We start from the raw sequence: 18,916 nt of genomic DNA, 5'->3' as shown, positions 1-18,916 counted from the left end.
ATGACTGCCATCCAAACCGAATCGTCTACTGATTCCTCTGCCGGAACCACCGTGGAGCACGTCCTTACCTTGGACTGCCCTGAAGGTCCCGGAATCGTCCATGCTGTGTCCGGCTTCCTGCTGGAGCATGGCTGCGACATCATCGACAACAAGCAGTTCGGTGACCGCGCCGAGGGCCACTTCTTCATGCGGGTTCACTTCGCGTCCTCCGGCGACGAGACCACAGTGGATGCTTTGCGTGCAGCGTTTGCCCCTGTGGGCGAGAAGTACAACATGAACTGGCAGCTGGAACGTCAGGGGTCCAAGCGACGCGTGTTGATCATGGTCTCCAAGTTTGGGCACTGCCTCAATGACCTGCTGTTCCGTGCGCGGATCGGTGAGCTGCCGATCGATGTGGTGGGTGTCGTGTCCAACCACACGGACCACCAGGGCTTGGCGGAGTGGCACGGGATTCCCTTCTTCCACGTCCCTGTCACCGCTGCTACCAAACCTGCGGCGGAAGCGCGTTTGCTGGACATCATCGACGAGCTGGACGTGGAACTCGTTGTGCTGGCCCGGTACATGCAGGTGCTCAGCGACGACCTCGCCCGGAAGCTCGACGGGCGCGCCATCAATATCCACCACTCGTTCCTGCCGAGCTTCAAGGGTGCCAAGCCGTACCACCAGGCTTACGCCCGCGGAGTGAAGACCGTGGGCGCCACCGCCCACTACGTCAACGGCGAGCTGGACGAGGGCCCGATCATCTCCCAGCAGGTGGTTGAGGTGGATCACACGTTCGGACCGGAAGATCTCGTAGCCGCCGGTCGGGACACGGAGTGCAAGGCCCTCAGCAACGCCGTTCGTTGGCACTGCGAAGGGCGGATCATCCTGAATGGGAACAGGACGATTGTGCTGAAATAACGCCTTGCGCGCCCCATTTCGATGGTCCGCTACGCAGTCGACGTTTTAAAACGTCGTGTGCGCAGCGGGCCGTCGTTTTGGCGTTTAAGGGTTCTGCAGCCGAGCCAGCCTCGAAGCCAGGTGCAACGCGGCGAGCCTTCCCGTTCCCCGGGGATCTCCCCCGCACAGCTCGAAGATCCGCTGCAACCGGTGGTGCATGGACTGCCGTTCCAAGTGCAGTTCGCGTGCGGCCTGGGCTGTGTTGCAGCCGGTGTCCAGCCACACGGTGAGGGTCCGTAACAGCTCGGATCGCCGCAGTTGGTCATGCTCGACGACGGCACCCAACTGCCGCTGCACGAACCCTTCGCGGGTTGCTGGGTCCAGATGTTCCTCGGCGAGGCGCTCCACGGCGAATGCCTCCGCATCCACCACGCCACCTCCCACCAGATCCAGGTCCAACGTCCGGCGCGCCTCGGCCAAGGACCACGGGGCTTCATCGATCCCCCTGCCCACCGGGCCAAGCGCTATCGCGGATCCGGCCGGCGTTTCCAATGCCCTGAGCGCGTCCATCAGGGCCACTCGGGTAGCAGCGCCATCGCCAACGGAAGCGAGCGCGATCAGCTCCGCGTTATCTGCATAGCTTGCGCTGTGCGGCACGTTCGCACGCAGCACTGCATCCAAGGCCGAGCGGAGATGCCCTGCACCTGTGGAGCGGATCACCAGCGCAGCAACCTGGCCGTTGGCGGGAAAACCCGACGCCGGCCCGAGCTGCTGGAGCTGCCACGATTGGCTGCCGGAATTGATGGCCCGCATCAGTTCAATGCCCGCCAACTCCTTCAATCCTGGCGGCATCCGCTGCAACAGGGCCAGGCCAAGGATGTCCACCGACCGCTCGCCCGCCACGCGCGCAAGGCCACTGTCGCCGTCGTCGGGCACTCGCAGCTCCAAGCGGGCGGCAAGGACGCCACGCACGGGCACATCAACAGTGATGAGCCCGCCGTCCTCCTCCGGCGACGCTGTGCCTGGGGCCGAAGCCGCTGCGGAACCCGCTGCCGAACCCAGGGTAAGGCCCGACGGCGATACCAACCGCGCGCTGGCACCTGTCCTTTCTGCCAAGACAGCCAGAAGTTGGTCAAGTCCGCCGCCATGGGCGAGTTCGGCTGCCATCGCGTGGCTGGCTTGGTCGCCGCGTTGAAGCTGTTCGACGGACTCGCTGACCAGGAGTGAGTTGATCTCCTGCATGACGGCCACGAACGGAACAACGTGGCGCAATTCAATAACGGGCAGGCCAGCGGCTTCGGCGGCTTCCAGCATGGGACCCGGAACTTCGGGCAGTGTCGGTCCGGTTTCCAGGGCCAGTGCGGCTATGCCACGGGCCGCCAGCTCCCGGACGTATTCGGCTTGCCGCCCGGGCCTCTCAAGGGCCAGCGCCTGGCCTCCGCTGAGGAGCAGTTCGCCGCCGCTGAGGAGGGGAGCGATGTCTAGAACCTCGCTGGAGTGCACCCAACGGACGGGGCGGCTCAGGGCGTCAGCCACCGAATTAAGCAGGCGCGGTTCGGCGGCTTTGAGGCTTTCACGTTCCAAAGCCTGACCGAGAAGGATGGACATGACACTCCGTACTATCGAATACAGTTTCTTTAGACACATCGTATCTTGTTGCTGTGATCTGTGGCACATACGCTGAAAGAGTCCCTTTCACACACGGAGGCTCTCCCTCATGCAAGACAACCTCTCCCCTGCCTCACAGCAGTCAGGCTCAGCGCAGTCAGACCCGGCAACGGCGCCGGCCCATGACAGCGAAGCCTGGCTGCAGCCCATCCCCGAGTCAGACCGCACGCGCAAGGTCTCAGGCCAGTTCTGGATCTGGGCCGGCGCCAACCTTGCTCCTATCAACTGGGTACTGGGCGCACTCGGAATCCACCTCGGCCTCGGCTTCGCCGACACCGTCTTTGTCCTGGTCCTGGGCAACCTGATCGGCATGTTGCTGTTTGGCTGTTTCGTCCTCCTTGGCCAAAGGACCGGCGCTACAGGCATGGTCCTCGCCCGGGCCGCGTTCGGTCGCCGTGGTAACTACCTCCCCGCCGCCATCCAGGCCCTCCTGGTCATCGGATGGTGCGCGGTCAATACGTGGATCATCCTGGACCTGGTCATGGCGCTCTTCGGAACGCTGGGCTGGGTGGACCCCACCGCAAAGAACTACGCCTGGAAGATCGGCGTGGCCACTCTCATCATGACCGCCCAGGTTGCCATCGCCTGGTTCGGCTACAAGGCGATCGCCGCTTTCGAAAAGTGGACTGTCCCGCCCACCATCATCATCCTGGCCGTCATGTCCGCAGTGGCCTGGTTCGGCATGAAGATCGACTGGGGCTATGCAGGTCCGGCCGGCAACATTCTTGAAGGATCCGAACGGATCGCGGCCATGAGTGCAGTCATGACCGCCATCGGCATCGGCTGGGGCATCACCTGGTTCACGTACGCCGCGGACTACTCGCGCTTCGTCAGCACCTCGGTTCCCAAGCGCAAGGTCTACCTGGCTTCGGTCCTTGGCCAGTTCATTCCCGTGGTCTGGCTCGGTGTCCTCGGTGCGAGCCTTGCCACGAACAGCGGCGAGATCGACCCCGGCAAGCTGATCGTGCAGAACTTCGGCGTCCTTGCCCTCCCCGTCCTCCTCATGGTGTTGCATGGCCCCATCGCCACCAACATCCTGAACATCTACACCTTCTCAGTGGCTACGCAGGCCTTGGACATCAAGATCAATCGTCGCAAGCTCAACCTGTTCGTCGGCGTCTTCTCGCTGCTCGCCGTCGTGTTTTTCATCTTCCAGGAGGACTTCGCCTCGGTACTGGACGCCTGGTTGATCGGCCTGGTGGCATGGGTAGCTGCTTGGGGCGGCGTCATGTTGGTGCACTACTTCTGGCTGGAGAAGCGCTGGCCCGGAAAGGTTGAACGGCTCTTCGACGGCGTCGGCACCAACCGCCTCCCAGTGATCAACTGGGCCGGCATCGTCTCCCTGCTGGCTGGCATCTTCTCCACCTGGCTGTTCATGTACGGCCTGATCCCAGTAATGCAAGGCCCCATCGCCGTGGCACTTGGCGGCTGGGATCTCTCGTGGCTGGCCGGCGGACTGACCAGCGCGGCAGCCTACGCAATCCTCGGGCCCCGGGCGCACCGAAAGTATATCCTTGCCGATTCGAACCACGTGTCCGTTACCCAACCCGCAACCGCCCCGGCCGTTGAAAGGACCACAGCATGAGCCAGCCCGCCTTTGCGGACTCCCTCCACCCGATCACCTGGCCGGAAGGTTTCAAAGCCGCAGCGACCTTCACCTTCGACGTTGACGCTGAGTCCTGCACCATCGCCCAAGATCCGTCCAGCACCCGGCGCATGTCCCTCATGAGCCACCAGTCGTATGGCCCCAAGATTGCCGTCCCGCGGCTCCTTCGAATCCTGGATCGCCAGGACGTCAAGGGAACGTTCTTCATCCCTGGATTCACTGCGGAGAGTTACCCCGATGTGGTGCGCAGGATCGCTGACGGTGGGCACGAAATAGCCCACCACGGCTACCTTCACGAGCCAATGCAGGGCATCGACGCCGCAACCGAAGCCAGCTACCTGGACCGTGGATTGGAAGCCCTGGCTAACGTCGCCGGTGTTCGGCCCGTGGGCTACCGGGCTCCGTGGTGGGAGTTGAACTGGCAGTCGCCCGCACTGCTGGCGGACCGCGGCTTCCTTTACGACTCAAGCCTGCTCGACGGCGATGCCCCCTACCGCATGTCAGTGGCCGAGGACGATCCGCGGGACATCGTGGAAATTCCCGTTGACTGGGCCCTGGATGATTGGGAGCAGTACGCATTCTACCCCGGCATCACGGGCAGCGGGGTCATCGAAAGTCCGGCCAAGGCTTTGGAAATGTGGACTCTTGAGGCCCAGGCGCACCACGCCCAAGGCAGCTGCTTCGTCCTGACCAACCACCCGTTCATCTCCGGCAGGCCATCCAGGGCTGTCGCATTGGAGCAGCTGATCGAACGGGTGAAAGACCTCGATGGGATGTGGGTCACCACTCTTGCCGAGATCGCGCAGCACACGAAGGATACGGTTCAGGAAATCCATACCCACGCGCGGATCGACGTCCCCTTGTTCCCGGGAGCCGGCGCTTCATTCCGCCCGGCCCAGGTGCGGGTACCCACCCTCCGCTAGCGCTTCGCTGAGATGGCAAAAGATGACAATCCCACGGCCCGGGATTGTCATCTTTTGCCATCCCAGCGCCGGAGTTTAACCATTCACCGCGTTGATCCAAACTCCGATGACCCACGTGCTCGCAGCCGCACATGCGAGCCCGAACTCCACAAGAATGCCTATGCCCGTGGCCTTGAGCGCGGCGCCGCTTGAGCGGACAGCTGTACGGAAGTCACGGGTCCGCTGGACCTCGCTCAGCAGGAGCCCGACGGCGAACCCCACCACCAGCCCAACCACCGGAATCACGAACATTCCCACCACGCCAAGAACTATCCCAACCACAACAGACCTGTTGGGAATCCCATGCTGTTTGAGTTTTCGCCCCGTGAATACGGCGCTGGCAGCCATCCCGGCCACCACAAACACCATGCCGATCGCGAAGATCACCCAGCCGAGGGTTCCCACACCGCCCCAAATGGCCCAAGCGAGCAGGCTCGCACCAATGAGGATGCTGCCCGGGAGGACAGGCATGATGGTCCCGGCGACCCCAACCGCAATGGCCAGGCCGCACAGAATGGTCACAACGAGTTCGGCGTTCATGGCCCCAGTCTAGGTGCGGCCCCTCCGCCGCCACTTGCAACGCGGGGTCACTTGCGGCCCATCCCACGGGGCAACATGGGCCGCAGGTGACCCCGCGTTGCTCCTTAACGAACAGCGACGGCGACGCTCCCCGGCATGGGAGGCGTCGCCGTCGTCGTTGTTCTTGCGTCAGTAACCGCTACTCAGCCACTGCTGCGGCAACAGCCGCGGTGACAGCCGGTGCCACGCGGGCATCCAGCGGGCTCGGAACGATGTAATCCGCGGAAAGGTCTTCCGCCGCCAGTTCAGCGATGGCGTTGGCAGCAGCGATCTTCATGGCGGGCGTGATGCGGCGGGCCTTGGCGTCGAGTGCGCCGCGGAAGATGCCGGGGAAGGCCAGCACGTTGTTGATCTGGTTCGGGAAGTCGCTCCGGCCGGTGGCGACAACAGCCGCGTACTTCTGGGCAACCTCGGGGAGAACTTCCGGGTCCGGGTTGGACAGGGCGAACACGATCGACTGATCGTTCATGAGCTTCAGGTGTTCTTCGTCCAGCTTGGAGGAGGACACGCCGACGAAGACATCGGCACCCGTCAGACCCTCGCCCGGACCACCGCTGATGCCGCGCGGGTTGGTCCGCTGGGCCATGCGGGCCTTGACGCTGCTGGGATCGGCCACGAGATCGGCACGCTCAGCGTTGACCACACCCTTGGAATCGAGCAGGATGACGTCCTTGATGCCAACGGCAAGAAGAATCTCGGCAATGGCGATGCCGGCGGCACCCGCGCCGGAGACAACCACTTTGAGGCCCGCGAGTTCGCGCTTGGTCACCTTGGCAGCGTTGGTCAGGGCTGCGAGAACCACGACGGCGGTGCCGTGCTGGTCATCGTGCATGACCGGGCAGTCGAGTGCTTCGATGAGGCGCTCTTCGAGTTCGAAGCAACGGGGCGCTGAGATGTCTTCAAGGTTCACTGCACCGAAGCTCGGGCGGAGGCGGACCAGGGTCTCGATGATCTCGTCCACGTTGGTGGTGTTGAGGACCAGCGGGATGGAATCGAGGTCGCCGAAGGACTTGAAGAGGGCAGACTTACCCTCCATGACGGGCAGGGAGGCGCTGGCGCCAATGTTGCCCAGACCCAGGACGGCGGTGCCGTCGCTGACCACAACTACCAGGCGCTCAGCCCAGGTGTGGGTGCGGGCAAGCTCGGGGTTGGCGTGGATTGCGCGGCTGACCTGGGCGACGCCCGGGGTGTACGCGATGGAAAGGTCACGCTTGTTGTTCAGGGGAACGGTGCTGGAAATCGTCAGCTTGCCGCCCTCGTGTGCTGCGAAGATCTCTTCTTCGCTCAGTACCAAGGCGTCGTTGTCAGTAGCGATTGTCTCAATGGACACGTCTTTGTCTCCTCAGGCTAGCCGTGGACCCACGGCATGGTTCGGGCAGGAACAGAACTGCTGGTTCGGACCAAGGGTGGCTGGCCCGGAAGGTGCATCTGCAGGTATGGGCTGCTAGCCGCTTCGGTGTTTCCAGCGTAAGGAAGCGCGCAGGGTACAAGATTCAATACCAAGAGAGACGATTCGAGAGTAAAACGTTTAGGCAGCTCAAAAAGTGACCCAGTTCACGCGAAAAAACGCATTCTCAAGGGTCGGTGGTCTAGACCGGAAGACCTATATCGTCATTCCCCGGTCACGAGGCTGCACGCCTTCTTGAGGTCCTTCTCTGCCTCAAAGAGCGACAAGCGACGACACCGGACGGCCTGGACCAGACCACTGACCAGATGCAACAGAATCCTGGCCTTCGGGGCATCGTTTCCGGGCTCTTTGCTCAAGGAACCCACGACTTCTTCGGACAAGAGGTCGATCTCCCGCAGCAACTGGGCAGTATCGCTGTCTTTGCCGGCAGGCCGGATGAGGCAGTGCTCCACCCCGGGCTGCATAACCCTCAGGTGGAAGATCTCCATCATCAATCCTGCAAGTGCATGGCCCTTGCCTTTCCTCTGGCGCACGCCATCCCGAAGCTCGCGCAATTGCTGCCGGTACACGGCCAACATCAGGTGCGCTGTGGAGGGGAAGTAGCGATACAGGGTGCCCAGCGGCACGTCCGCTTTAGCGGCAATGTCGGACAAACTCAACGTGTCGAATTGACGTTGGGCAAAGCCCGCCGCGGTCTTCAGGATGCGGGCATAGCGCAGCAGCTGCCGCGGCGTGGTGGGTGCGGCAGCCATACGGGGCAACCCCGTCGTCAGATCAAGGGAGTACGGTTCCAGGGAAAACGGTTCGGGCATTTCCGGCGATCTCTTGGCAGGCTGGCAAGGAAACGGCCGGCTCAGGTCAAAGGACCCGCGGCAGGCCGATCGCACCAATGATACGTGAGCAAAATGACCGTTTCCTGAGAGCGCCCTTCTTCGAACGCATCCATGCCGTTCCCGGGAAAGGGCGGTTGCCGCACATACACTGCAGGAAGATTTGGGTGAGCACACGGGAGGAAGACCACCATGGGGAATTTTCGACGCCGGATGGCAGCAGCGCTGCTGACCGCCGCTGTGGCGGTCGTGGCGCTTAGCCCCCTGCCGGCGTCGGGCGCGTCCAGCAACGGGCCGGACCCCGTTGTCATTGGTGACGCGTTTGTCGGCAAGACGCTAACAACCGAAATCGGCCCATATACCTTCTACGGCTGCGGCGGCGGAAAGGGCCCTGATTTCACCGTCTACTGGACAAGAGATGGCTTCCTGGTGGCGGGCGAAACCGGGCGCAGCTATCTCCTGCAGCAGGATGACACGGGCGCCCGGATGGCCGCGCACCTGACAGCCAGCAAAACCGCATGCGGAGGCGAAACCCTCCACAGCGACGAGACCGGCCCCGTCGCTGCGCCCAACCGGGCCAACGGATTCACGGGCCGCAGCTTCGAACTCCTGGCGCGCGGAAGTGACGGCTCATTGATGCTGTATGGGCGGACAGGCGCCGCTTGGGATGCCGCCCGCACCGTGGGCTGGGGGTGGAACGTCTTCAACCTTGTCCTTTCCCCCGGCGACTTCAACGGTGACGGCAAGGGCGACGTGATCGCACGGGATTCAGCAGGCACGCTTTATCTCTATGCCGGCGACGGAACCGGTGGTTGGAAGCCGGCCCAGACCATCGGCAAGGGCTGGAACATTTTCGACTCAATCGTCAGCCCCGGTGACTTCAACGGGGACGGCAACAACGACATCCTGGCCAGGGAACCCGGCGGCGCCCTCTACTTGTACCCGGGCAATGGTTCCGGAGGCTGGCTGGCGAGGACCGCCGTCGGGCAGGGCTGGCAGGTTATGGACACCCTGCTGACGCCTGGCGACTTCAACGGCGATGGCAAGGTGGACGTGTTGGCCCGTGACCGCAGCGGCTACCTGTATTTCTACGGCGGCAACGGGGCCGGCGGCTGGACGCGGTCGTGGCTTATCGGTGTTGGTTGGAATGCCCTCAAAGCCGCGGGTGCGGCGGGTGACTTCGACAATGATGGCTTCCCGGACGTTTACGGCGTGGACCAGCAGGGCCGGCTAGTGATCTATTACAGCGATGGCCGGACGGGATGGCGCACATCCCAGGTGGTGGGTAACGGCTGGGGCGGCTTCACAGCAATCTTCTAGCTGAGTCCCAGCCGCGGTACCATTAACCGCATAAGTCTGGGGAGGACAAAATGAACGCTCTATCATGCCGTGCATCAGGCGTGCGCCGAGCGGTAGCCGGGATTGCGGCCGCGCTTATTGCCGCCGTCGCCTTCGCCCCGGCACCTGCCATGGCAACCACGGACCCCACAGATCCCGTGGTTCACGGTGCGCCATTTGTTGGCTCCACGCTAACCGTGGAGATCGATCCTGACTCTTACCGTGGCTGCGGCGCGGCCGCCGGACCCGATTACCACATCTACTGGACCCGTGACGGCGTGCATGCCGAGGACCACTGGGAGTGGTGGAACTACAAGCTCACCGAAGAGGACCGCGGCAAGACCATCGCCGCGTACGTCGCCTCGAACTATCCTTGTGATCCCATGGAAGTTGGCAGCGCCGAGACTGTAGAGATCTCCGCCTCCAACCGGGCCAACGGCTTCACCGGGCGTGGCACCTTCGAACTGCTTGCCCGCCGCACAGATGGCACCCTCATGATGTATCCCCGCGTTGGCGGCGCCTGGGAATCCGCCAGGACCGTAGGTCCCGGCTGGAATGGTTTCGGGACCGTGGTCTCGCCGGGCGACTTCAATGGGGATGGGACCAACGACATCCTCGCAAAGGACTCGGCCGGAAACCTCTTCCTCTACGCAGGAACCGGGGATGGCGGGTTCTTCGCCGGCCGCCAAGTAGGCGCGGGATGGAATGGCTTTAACTCGATAGTGTCCCCTGGCGACTTCGATGGGGACGGCAACAACGACATCCTCGCCCGCGACTCCGGTGGCTTGCTCTACCTCTATCCCGGAAACGGCGACGGCGGCTGGCTCAACCGGTCTGTTGTAGGCAGCGGCTGGAACGTGGTCAACAAGATCATCACACCCGGTGACTTCGACGGTGACCACAACGTGGACATCCTGGCCCGCGACACCTCAGGTGCCCTGCGCCTGTACAAGGGCAATGGAGCTGGCGGCTGGGCGGGCATGGCCGTGATCGGGCAAGGCTGGAACGGAATGGCGGCCATTGGCGCCGCCGGCGACATCGACGGTAACGGCAATGTAGACGTCTATGCAGTGGACGGATCCGGCCAGCTGCTGGCCTACTACGGCGACGGCGACGGCGGCTGGAACGGCGCCCAAACCATCGGCTGGGGCTGGGGCGGTTTTAACGCCTTGTTCTAGGGATAGGGGGATACCATGACGACTTTTTCTTCCGTGCGCCCAGCGGCTTTTGTGCATTCAGTACGGACGGGTTTTTACATCCTTCTAGCCATCCTCCTGTGCTCCGCGCTGGCCATCGCAGTCCCACCGCCCCGCGCTACAGCTGCAGGAACAACCGCCCCTCTTCCCACCGTGGTGGTCCGGACGTCAGCGGCAACGGTGGGTCCAGGGAGTGTTATCTCCTTGTCCTTCACACTGAGCGGTCCTGCGAAGGAAGTAGGTTTCACCTACGTCAACGAGGACACCTTGGAGCAGGCCACCCTCTACGGACCTACCAGCCAGCTGTCCGGGCCCTACAGCGCCCAAGCCAAAGTGCCGGTGGACGGAAGCGCCTTCCAGCGAACCGGGCGCTACAAACTCCTCAGCGTCAACATCATGCTCCCCTTGGGCCAGGGGGTTGTCCGCTACGGCCGCGACGGCAACATCCTCTTCCTCTCGCAAGGGCTGGAAGCACCGACGCAGCGGCCGGGAGCCTTGGACGGCGTCGACTTCGCCGTCAACAATCCCAACTTTCCGCTCGTGGACAATCCAAATATCAAACCCCCAAGCATCACAGGCGTGGCACGCTACGACCAAGTGCTGACCACGGACAACGGATCTTGGACCCAGCCGCCCACTGGCTTCGCCTACCAGTGGCTGCGCAACGGCCAGCCGATCCCTGGAGCCACGCAAAACACTTACCGCATCGCAGAAGCAGACCTAGACCAGACGCTGTCAGTACGGGTCACGGCCACGCGGTCAGGCTACCGGGCTGTGTCGGCATCGTCGCTCCCGCTGACGCCCACGTCACCCATCACAGCTACCGCTCCTACACTCCAAGGCAAGTTGATCGTCGGCGAGAAGCTCACCGGCGTCTTTAACGAGGGCAGTGTTTCCAGCGGGACACTCGCGGGACCCGTAAGCGTCAGGTACGAATGGGTGCGCAAAGGTACGGTGATCAGCGGTGCCACGACGAAGACTTACACTCTTCAGGCAGCGGACCGCGGCGCCGTCGTTGGTTTCCGGGCAGTAGTCCAAGTGGGCAATCCTGTGACGGCCACGCGTCCGTTTACGGTCTTCGGCCGCACCGTGGTTCGGAACAAACCGCACACAACAGGTTTCGACGCCGGGGCCTCCATGGACCTGTTCGCGCGGAATGCTGCGGCGAACCTGCTCCTGTACCCCACTGATGGCGCAGGCCACTGGCAAGCTGCCCGGACCATCGGCTTTGGTTGGGACGTGTTCGATATCGTCTTCAACGCCGGCGACTTTGACGGAGACGGTTTCAATGACGTCATCGCAAGGGACCACGATGGCTCCTTGTTCCTGTACCCCGGCAATGGGACTGGCGGCTGGCTTCCGCGCAAGCAGATCGGCTGGCGTTGGGACGTCTTCGATTCGATCATCGCCGCAGGCGACTTCTCGGGCGATGGCACCAACGATGTCCTCGCCCGCACGCCTTTAGGCGCCTTGGTGCTCTACCCCGGCAACGGGACGGGCGGCTTTAAATCCCCCGGCGCCGTAGGCCAGGGGTGGAACGCCCTCAGCCAGGTCTTCTCGCCCGGCGACTTCGACGGCGACGGCAACCCCGATGTCCTGGGCCGTGACAGCGGTGGAAACCTGCGGCTCTACGGCGGCAACGGCAACGGCGGATGGACAACTGCCCGAGCTATTGGCACTGGCTGGAACGTCATGTCCCGCATTGGTGGGGCCGGCGACTTCAACGGAGACGGCTTCAACGACGTCTGGGCCATCGACGCCGCCGGCCAACTGAACATGTACTACGGCAGCGGCATCGGAGGCTGGAAAGGCGCCGGAGTTGTTGGCTGGGGCTGGGGTGGGTTCACGGCGGTTTTCTAAGCCGATTTTGGTTGCGTTTTCGGCTTGACTTGTCTTTTGCGCGAATTTTTGTCAGCAAATTCCCAGACTGTCGGCGACTCCATGTACTCTCAAGTCACTTACACCCGCCGGCCATCTGCGACCGGCCTAATTTGGGGGAACCATGGGGAGCACTCCTCTGCGCCGCGTGCGCAGCTGGCTGGCCGCATTTATGGGCAGCGCTATTTTGGTCGGCGGGCTGGGTTTGGCACCTGCAGCCCACGCCGATGACGCCTTCGCACCGGTACCTGTAGCGGTCTCTACGACGCCAGACGCGATCAGCGCTGGAGGGCAGGCAACATCACGTGTCACCCTTCAGGCATCCGGTCCAATCACTGACGTCTACGTCCTGTTCCGGAATACTGCAACGGGCAAATTGCACACGACGATGACGCAGGGCTCTTACAGCTCCGCTGATTCGACGTACTCGTTCGACCTCTTCTTTGCACAGGGGACCCCGCCGGGAACGTACCTTGCCCAGTACATGCAGATTCAAACCGCAGCTGGTCAGGAAGTTGGTTACTGGCGCGATGGTTCCTTGATCCACAATCCCGGCAACCTCCCCGCCTCCGGAACTGCGGCTGTGGCCTTGGACGCTCTGGACTTCAACTACGTGACTCCCGTAGACATCGATCGTCCCCACACGTCCGGCTTCTACCGTGCCGAGTATTGGGATCAGTACACCATGAGCCTGTACGTCCGGGACTCCTGGGGACGCCTCGGATTGTTCCCTACCGGCGGAAATGGCACGTGGCAACAGGCATATGAAGTCGGCTCGGGGTGGAACATCTTCAACACTATGTTCGCTGCCGGCGACTTCAACAACGACGGCGAAAATGACGTCATCGCCCGTGACAGCGCCGGCTCGCTCTTCCTTTATCCGGCCGGCTGGCATGGCGGTTGGTATCCGAGGCAGCAGATCGGTTGGGGCTGGGGAATCTTCAGCAGCATCTTCGCCGCGGGCGACTTTAGTGGAGACGGCAACAACGACCTCCTTGCCCGCAAGTCTTCCGGTGAGCTCGTGCTGTACCCGGGCAATGGCCAAGGCGGATTCCTGGCTGCTTCAACCATCGGCTGGGGATGGGGCGGCATGACTTCCGTGTTCTCCCCTGGCGATTTCGACGGCGACCACAAGCCTGATGTCCTGGCCCGCGACGGCGCCGGAAACCTTGTCTTCTACGGTGGCAATGGTCATGCCGGGTGGACCACCAGCCGTGTGATCGGCCAGGGCTGGAACGCCATCACCAAGCTCGGCGGTGCCGGCGACTTCGACGGCGATGGCGCCAACGACGTCTGGGGCATCGACACCTCCGGCCAGATGCGCATGTACTACGGCAATGGCTCAGGCGGGTGGAAGGGCTCCGCTGTAGTCGGCTGGGGCTGGGGCGGCTTCAACGCTGTTTTCTAGAGTCCGGCGTTAGGCGTAGGGCGAGGGCCTCGTCCGAATGATTTTCAGGCCTAACTGCCTGCGTGATGCCTTACCCGACCGTGCAACATCCCTTCATATTGTTCATGCTGGCCGTATTGGCCAGCCTCTTCCTTGGAGGAATCCTTTGGAGCCTGGCACTCGATCCCGTATTACCGCATCCAAGCGGCGGCTTCTTTCGGCCTTGGCGGCGTCCATTATTGCTGGCCTTGTGGCGGCTCCGGCGCTGCCGGCTGATGCTGTTGTTTCTTCGGCGGTCCGAACTGGTGACGTGTTCACCAACTACACTCCGCAATTGGGTGGTGACCCGAGCGTTGGCGGGCTACTGAAGGTCGAACATGCTCCCATGATAACTTTCGGTCCAGGAGGCCCTCCGACGTACTCTTATTCCTGGACCCGTGATGGCACGCCTATTGCTGGTGTTAACGGTCCTTCATATCGTGCCGCACAGTCGGACCTTGGACATGTGATCGCCGCAGCGGTCACAATTACATATGACGCTGACTCAGAGTTGACCATAAAGGCACAGAACCCGCTAAGAATCGCGGCAGCAGCCCGGGCGCGCGGATTCAACAGCGATGGCACTCTTGATGTCTTTGCCCGAGACTCCGCAGGTAGGCTCCTGCTCTACCCCACGGATGGCCACGGCAACTGGCAGCCAACCCAAGTAATTGGATGGGGCTGGAATGTGTTCAATCTTCTCGTTTCACCTGGTGATTTCGATGGCGATGGAACCGTCGATGTCCTTGCCCGCGATGGACAAGGACGGTTGTTCCTCTACCAGGGAAATGGCGCTGGAGGCTGGAAGGCATCGTTCCAGATTGGGCAAGGCTGGCAAGGGTTCAACGAACTAATAGCCCCTGGAGACTTCAACGGCGACGGGTCAAACGATATCCTCGCGAAAGATGCGGCGGGAAATATGTTTCTTTATCCAGGTAGCGGTCGTGGTGGATGGCTTACACCTCGCAAGATCGGTCAGGGATGGAATGGTTTGAATTCGGTTGGAGCGGGGCACTTCTTGGGTTCGTCCGACCTGGTGGTTCTCAGCCGCTCATCCTGGGGTGATCTACAAGTCCGCACCACAAATCGCAACGGGTGGTTTGACGAGTACGGGATGCCAGGCGGCTTTGCCGGCTCCATTGGTTGGGGTTGGGATTCCATGGCGCGTTTTGGCATGCCCGGCGACTTCAACGGGGATGGCTATTCCGATGTATACGGGATAGATGGAGGCGGACGCCTAACAATGTACTTGGGTGACACATACTTTTACTGGTGGCAGGGCATCTCCGGCTTCCGCTGGAAGGAGTCACCTGTCGTCGGCTGGGGCTGGGGAGGCTTGACCGCCGTCTTCTAGGCCTATGCCACACTCTTGATCTTGACCACGAACACGGCCCCAAGGAGTCCGATGACGGCGGCGGCTACGTACAGCGAGACGTAGCCGCCCCAGTACGTGACGAACGGGAAAGCGATGAGCGGGGCAACCACCTGCGGCAGCGAGTTCGCCACATTGATCACACCCAGATCCCTGCCACGGTCCAGCGCCGTTGGCAGGACCTGGGTGATCAGTGCAAAGTCCACGGCCAGATATGCTCCAAAGCCGACGCCGAGGACGATCGCGCCCGTGATGGCGCCGGCCCACGTCGGCGCAAACCCGAGAATCAACGACGCAATAGCGATGATGACGGACGAGGCGATGACCAAAGGCTTCCGCTTGCCCATCCGATCGCTCAATGTTCCGCCAATCACGCTGGTGATAATCACCATGACCGCATACAGGCCAGTCAGGATAAGCACTCCGAACGCTGGTTCGATGCCCTCGGTTTCCTTCACATGCACGGCATCGCTGAGGAAGAACAGTAGATAGAGCGTGACCATGTGGTTGCCAATGTTCACCAGCAACCGCGTGAGCCATGCCCACGCGAAATCGGGATAGAGCGCCGGCGAAATCCAAAAACCTTGGAAAAACCGCACAAGACTGAACGGTGGACGCGCCTGGATTGGAAGCGGCTGGTCGTCATTCTTGAACAGATACAACACGACGCCGGCAAGCAGCGCCGCTGCACACACCAGGTAGCCGGCAGCAAAGTTTCCAGCTACGACGGCGGCAATCACCGCGCCCGCCAGGATGCCAACTGTCTGTCCCATGGCTGCCAAACCACCGACGGTGCCGCGTTGCGGCACTGGAACGCGGTCTGGAATCGCAGCGGTGATTGCCGCATAGGCGCCGTTGCATCCGGCCTGCACCAAGCACCACAGCACCGTCATGACGGCGACGTTCGGTGCTCCCGCCAGTCCTACGAGTGCTACCGCGCCCAGGATTGCTCCCACGAGGACCCACGGAACGCGACGTCCGAAGCGGGAGACGGTACGGTCGCTGAACGCCCCGAACAAGGGATTGGCCACCAAGGAAACGGCGGCGCCGCAGCCCGTGACAAGAGCCAGAATCGCTTCCTTTTGTTCTTCATCAAAGTGAGCCGCCTGCTGGCCCAACAGCACCTGAATGGGGCCGAAGAACGCCGCGTTGATGCCCACATTGATGAGTACAACGCCTGTAATCCATAGTGCCCGGACACGGTCCACAGGCTCGGCCAGGGCGGTGGCCGTACCGCCCCGCACAACGGCAGGATCCGGAATTGGACCGGGCAGGTCGGACAGGCTCATGGCAGGTTCCCCCTAGTTTCAACGTCTGGATTCAGATTAGCGCGCGTGAAGGGCATGGGATCTAAGTTGTTGTCAGTTATCCACATAGCCCACGACGTGCCGTGCCGCTCACGTGCCGTACGCGTTAGTGTGGCCTCAAACGTATGGAGGAGAAGGACATGAGCGAGCAGATTAATACGGCTGATCTCTATGACGATCGCGGCGAGGAATTGGAATCGGTAGCAGTCCAGTTCCAGAACCTTGGCGGTCACACGCACTTCAGCGGACAGGTACGTACCATCAGGTGTTTCGAGGACAACGCCCTGGTGAAGACAGTCCTTGGGACGCCCGGCGAAGGAGCCGTTCTGGTTGTTGACGGTCAGGGATCATTGAGGACTGCCCTCATGGGAGACATGATCGCCGAAAGTGCCGTAGCCAATGGTTGGGCAGGCGTGATCATTAACGGAGCAGTCCGGGATCGAGAAGCCCTTGCGCGCCTGCCGCTGGGCATCAAGGCGCTGGGCAGCAACCCGAAGAAAAGCGCAAAGACGGGTGTAGGTGAGGTTGATGTCCAGCTGGTGATTGACCGCGTGAGGATCCAACCCGGCGTAATGATCTACAGCGATCCCGATGGCATTCTCGTGGAACGCTGACGCCCCGGACTGGCCGTCTTACGAGGGTTGTTCAAGAAACATTCTTCTTCCGGGAATCAAACAGGCATTAGGATAGTTACTGAAAGCAACTATCCTGCTTAAAATCTACTTTTCTGCCACCTCTGGAGAAGATATGTCCAAATCTGCGCCCGTCCGGGCCGCCGGCGAGGTCCTGACGCATCGTCAGACGCTCACCGTCATGGTGGGACTCATGCTCGGCATGTTCCTGTCCTCACTGGACCAGACCATTGTGTCGACGTCCATCTACACCATCGCCAACGACCTCGACGGCTTGTCACTCCAGGCATGGGCCACTACCGCGTACCTCATCACGTCTACTGTAAGTACGCCGCTCTACGGCAAGCTCAGTGACATCTTCGGGCGCCGTCCGCTGTACTTGGCAGCCATCCTGATCTTCCTGGCCGGTTCCCTCTATGCCGGGTCCGTCCATTCCATGACGGAGCTTGCCATCGCCCGTGGCGTGCAGGGCCTGGGCGCAGGTGGCCTTTTAGCGCTGGCACTGACAATCATCGGCGACATCGTTGCTTTGAAGGACCGGGCCAAATACCAGGGCTACTTCATGTCCGTATTCGGTATCTCCTCCGTTCTCGGTCCTGTCATCGGCGGCGCTTTCGCGGGAACATCGAGCATCCTGGGCTTCGACGGCTGGCGCTGGGTATTCTTCATCAACCTTCCCATTGGCCTGGCCGCACTCACGGTGGTCTTTATGTTCCTTCACCTGCCAGCACGGCACGTGAAGCAGAAGATCGACTATTGGGGCGCCGCAGCCATCACACTGGCAATCGTTCCGCTCCTTCTTGTGGCTGAGCAGGGCCGGTCCTGGGGTTGGGCATCGGGCGCATCCTGGATCTGCTACGGCCTTGGCGTCATCGGTATCGTTGCCTTCCTGCTCGCCGAGATGCGGGCCGGGGACTACGCGCTGATCCCCTTGCGTCTCTTTAAGAACGCAACCTTCGGTTTGTCATCCTTGCTGAACTTCATCATCGGCATCGGCATGTTCGGCGCCATCGCTATGCTGCCCATGTACTTGCAGTTGGTGAAAGGCCTCACCCCCACCGAAGCGGGTCTGATGATGATCACCTTCACCGTGGGCATCCTGTTTGGTTCCATCAGCGCCGGGCGTACCATCTCGTCGTCGGGCGTTTACAGGATCTTCCCCATCCTGGGTACGGCAATCCTGGCCGGCGCCGCCACTGTCATGGGCCTTGTGCTCGGCGTGGACACAGGCCTTTGGGTTCCCGGACTCATTGCCGTGTTCTTCGGAGTCGGCTTGGGCTTCTGCATGCAGCCGCTGACACTTGCCATGCAGGTATCGGTACCGCCGAAGGACATGGGCGTCGGAACCTCCACGGCGGCATTCTTCCGTTCCATGGGTGGGGCCGTGGGCACGGCCGTGTTCATCTCCATGCTGTTCAGCCTGGCCGCGGACAAGATCGCCGATGGCATGAAGTCCGCTGCTTCCAGCCCGGACTACCAAGCGGTCATGAAGGATCCGGCCGTGGCGGCAGACCCTGCGAACGCCAAGCTCTTCGACTTCTTCAAGAATGGCGCCAACAACGATTCCCTGAACGACACCAGCTGGCTGCACGCAGCCAACAGCACGCTCACTAGGCCCATCACCGAGGGCTTCGCACAGGCAATTGACACTGTGATGCTCACGGCAGCTGGCCTCATGCTCATCGCCTTCCTCATCAGCTTCGCGTTGCCGAATAAGAAGCTCATGGACCCCAAGGCGGCAGCCAAGGAATCCGTCCCCGCCCACTAGGCGGTACCGGCTCCTCGAATACCAGAAACGGCAGGCGGTCATCGGACCGCCTGCCGTTATTGTTTTT

General features: G+C 62.0%; 15 protein-coding genes. 10 read left to right on the top strand and 5 right to left on the bottom strand.

From position 1 onward, the window contains the following. Nucleotides 1–900, top strand: a complete 900-nt coding sequence (purU, locus tag KSW38_RS18055) for a formyltetrahydrofolate deformylase (RefSeq protein WP_216926316.1) — start codon at nucleotides 1–3, stop codon at nucleotides 898–900. A gap of 84 nt (nucleotides 901–984) precedes the next feature. Here the strand turns inward: purU and KSW38_RS18050 are convergent, their stop codons facing one another. After that, nucleotides 985–2,487, bottom strand: a complete 1,503-nt coding sequence (locus tag KSW38_RS18050) for a PucR family transcriptional regulator (RefSeq protein WP_216926315.1) — start codon at nucleotides 2,485–2,487, stop codon at nucleotides 985–987. A gap of 109 nt (nucleotides 2,488–2,596) precedes the next feature. Here KSW38_RS18050 and KSW38_RS18045 point away from each other — a divergent pair, with 109 nt between their 5' ends. Together KSW38_RS18045 and KSW38_RS18040 are read left to right on the top strand one after the other, a co-directional pair. Then, nucleotides 2,597–4,132, top strand: coding sequence for a purine-cytosine permease family protein (locus KSW38_RS18045; RefSeq protein ID WP_216926314.1), 1,536 nt, complete (start codon nucleotides 2,597–2,599; stop codon nucleotides 4,130–4,132). Further along, nucleotides 4,129–5,076 (top strand): polysaccharide deacetylase family protein, encoded by a 948-nt coding sequence (locus KSW38_RS18040; RefSeq protein ID WP_216926313.1) that lies wholly within the window; start codon nucleotides 4,129–4,131, stop codon nucleotides 5,074–5,076. The genes KSW38_RS18045 and KSW38_RS18040 overlap by 4 nt, the downstream gene beginning before the upstream one ends. A 75-nt stretch (nucleotides 5,077–5,151) precedes the next feature. Here KSW38_RS18040 and KSW38_RS18035 read toward each other — a convergent pair whose 3' ends face one another. From KSW38_RS18035 to KSW38_RS18025, 3 genes are all read right to left on the bottom strand, one after another. Next, nucleotides 5,152–5,655: a DUF456 domain-containing protein gene (locus KSW38_RS18035; RefSeq protein ID WP_216926312.1), complete on the bottom strand. Its 504-nt coding sequence runs from the start codon at nucleotides 5,653–5,655 to the stop codon at nucleotides 5,152–5,154. 178 nt (nucleotides 5,656–5,833) lie between these two features. After that, entirely contained in the window at nucleotides 5,834–7,024 is a 1,191-nt protein-coding gene (locus KSW38_RS18030; RefSeq protein WP_216926311.1) for an NAD(P)-dependent malic enzyme, read from the bottom strand. 281 nt (nucleotides 7,025–7,305) lie between these two features. Continuing rightward, a complete protein-coding gene (locus tag KSW38_RS18025) occupies nucleotides 7,306–7,914 on the bottom strand; it encodes a TetR/AcrR family transcriptional regulator (RefSeq protein ID WP_216926310.1) in 609 nt (202 codons plus the stop codon). A 210-nt stretch (nucleotides 7,915–8,124) separates the two neighbouring features. Between KSW38_RS18025 and KSW38_RS18020 the strand changes: the two genes are divergently transcribed. From KSW38_RS18020 to KSW38_RS18000, 5 genes are all read left to right on the top strand, one after another. Beyond that, complete coding sequence (locus KSW38_RS18020) at nucleotides 8,125–9,252, top strand: FG-GAP repeat domain-containing protein (protein ID WP_216926309.1); 1,128 nt, start codon at nucleotides 8,125–8,127, stop codon at nucleotides 9,250–9,252. Nucleotides 9,253–9,302: 50 nt separating this feature from the next. After that, nucleotides 9,303–10,448: an FG-GAP repeat domain-containing protein gene (locus KSW38_RS18015; protein ID WP_216926308.1), complete on the top strand. Its 1,146-nt coding sequence runs from the start codon at nucleotides 9,303–9,305 to the stop codon at nucleotides 10,446–10,448. Between the two features lie 15 nt (nucleotides 10,449–10,463). Then, on the top strand, nucleotides 10,464–12,326 hold the full coding sequence (locus KSW38_RS18010; protein WP_216926307.1) for an FG-GAP-like repeat-containing protein: 1,863 nt from the start codon (nucleotides 10,464–10,466) through the stop codon (nucleotides 12,324–12,326). A gap of 142 nt (nucleotides 12,327–12,468) precedes the next feature. Next, nucleotides 12,469–13,752, top strand: coding sequence for an FG-GAP repeat domain-containing protein (locus KSW38_RS18005; protein WP_216926306.1), 1,284 nt, complete (start codon nucleotides 12,469–12,471; stop codon nucleotides 13,750–13,752). Nucleotides 13,753–13,897: 145 nt separating this feature from the next. After that, nucleotides 13,898–15,124, top strand: coding sequence for an FG-GAP repeat domain-containing protein (locus KSW38_RS18000; protein ID WP_254186656.1), 1,227 nt, complete (start codon nucleotides 13,898–13,900; stop codon nucleotides 15,122–15,124). A gap of 2 nt (nucleotides 15,125–15,126) precedes the next feature. Here KSW38_RS18000 and KSW38_RS17995 read toward each other — a convergent pair whose 3' ends face one another. Further along, the gene (locus KSW38_RS17995; protein ID WP_216926305.1) at nucleotides 15,127–16,431 is read right to left on the bottom strand and encodes an MFS transporter; all 1,305 of its coding nucleotides are present in this window, start codon (nucleotides 16,429–16,431) and stop codon (nucleotides 15,127–15,129) included. A 158-nt stretch (nucleotides 16,432–16,589) separates the two neighbouring features. On the opposite strand from KSW38_RS17995, the gene rraA reads away from it, so the two are divergent. Both rraA and KSW38_RS17985 read left to right on the top strand, forming a co-directional pair. Then, the gene (gene rraA / locus KSW38_RS17990; protein ID WP_216926304.1) at nucleotides 16,590–17,063 is read left to right on the top strand and encodes a ribonuclease E activity regulator RraA; all 474 of its coding nucleotides are present in this window, start codon (nucleotides 16,590–16,592) and stop codon (nucleotides 17,061–17,063) included. Between the two features lie 133 nt (nucleotides 17,064–17,196). Continuing rightward, nucleotides 17,197–18,849 carry an MDR family MFS transporter gene (locus KSW38_RS17985; protein ID WP_216926303.1) on the top strand — a complete coding sequence of 551 codons (1,653 nt, stop codon included), beginning with the start codon at nucleotides 17,197–17,199 and terminating at the stop codon, nucleotides 18,847–18,849. The last annotated feature ends 67 nt before the right edge of the window (nucleotides 18,850–18,916 follow it).

It is taken from the genome of Paenarthrobacter aromaticivorans (assembly GCF_019038615.1).
GTDB lineage: Bacteria > Actinomycetota > Actinomycetes > Actinomycetales > Micrococcaceae > Arthrobacter > Arthrobacter aromaticivorans.
The sequence above is the reverse complement of the archived record's forward strand: the minus strand, read 5'-3'. Positions and strand labels throughout refer to the sequence as shown.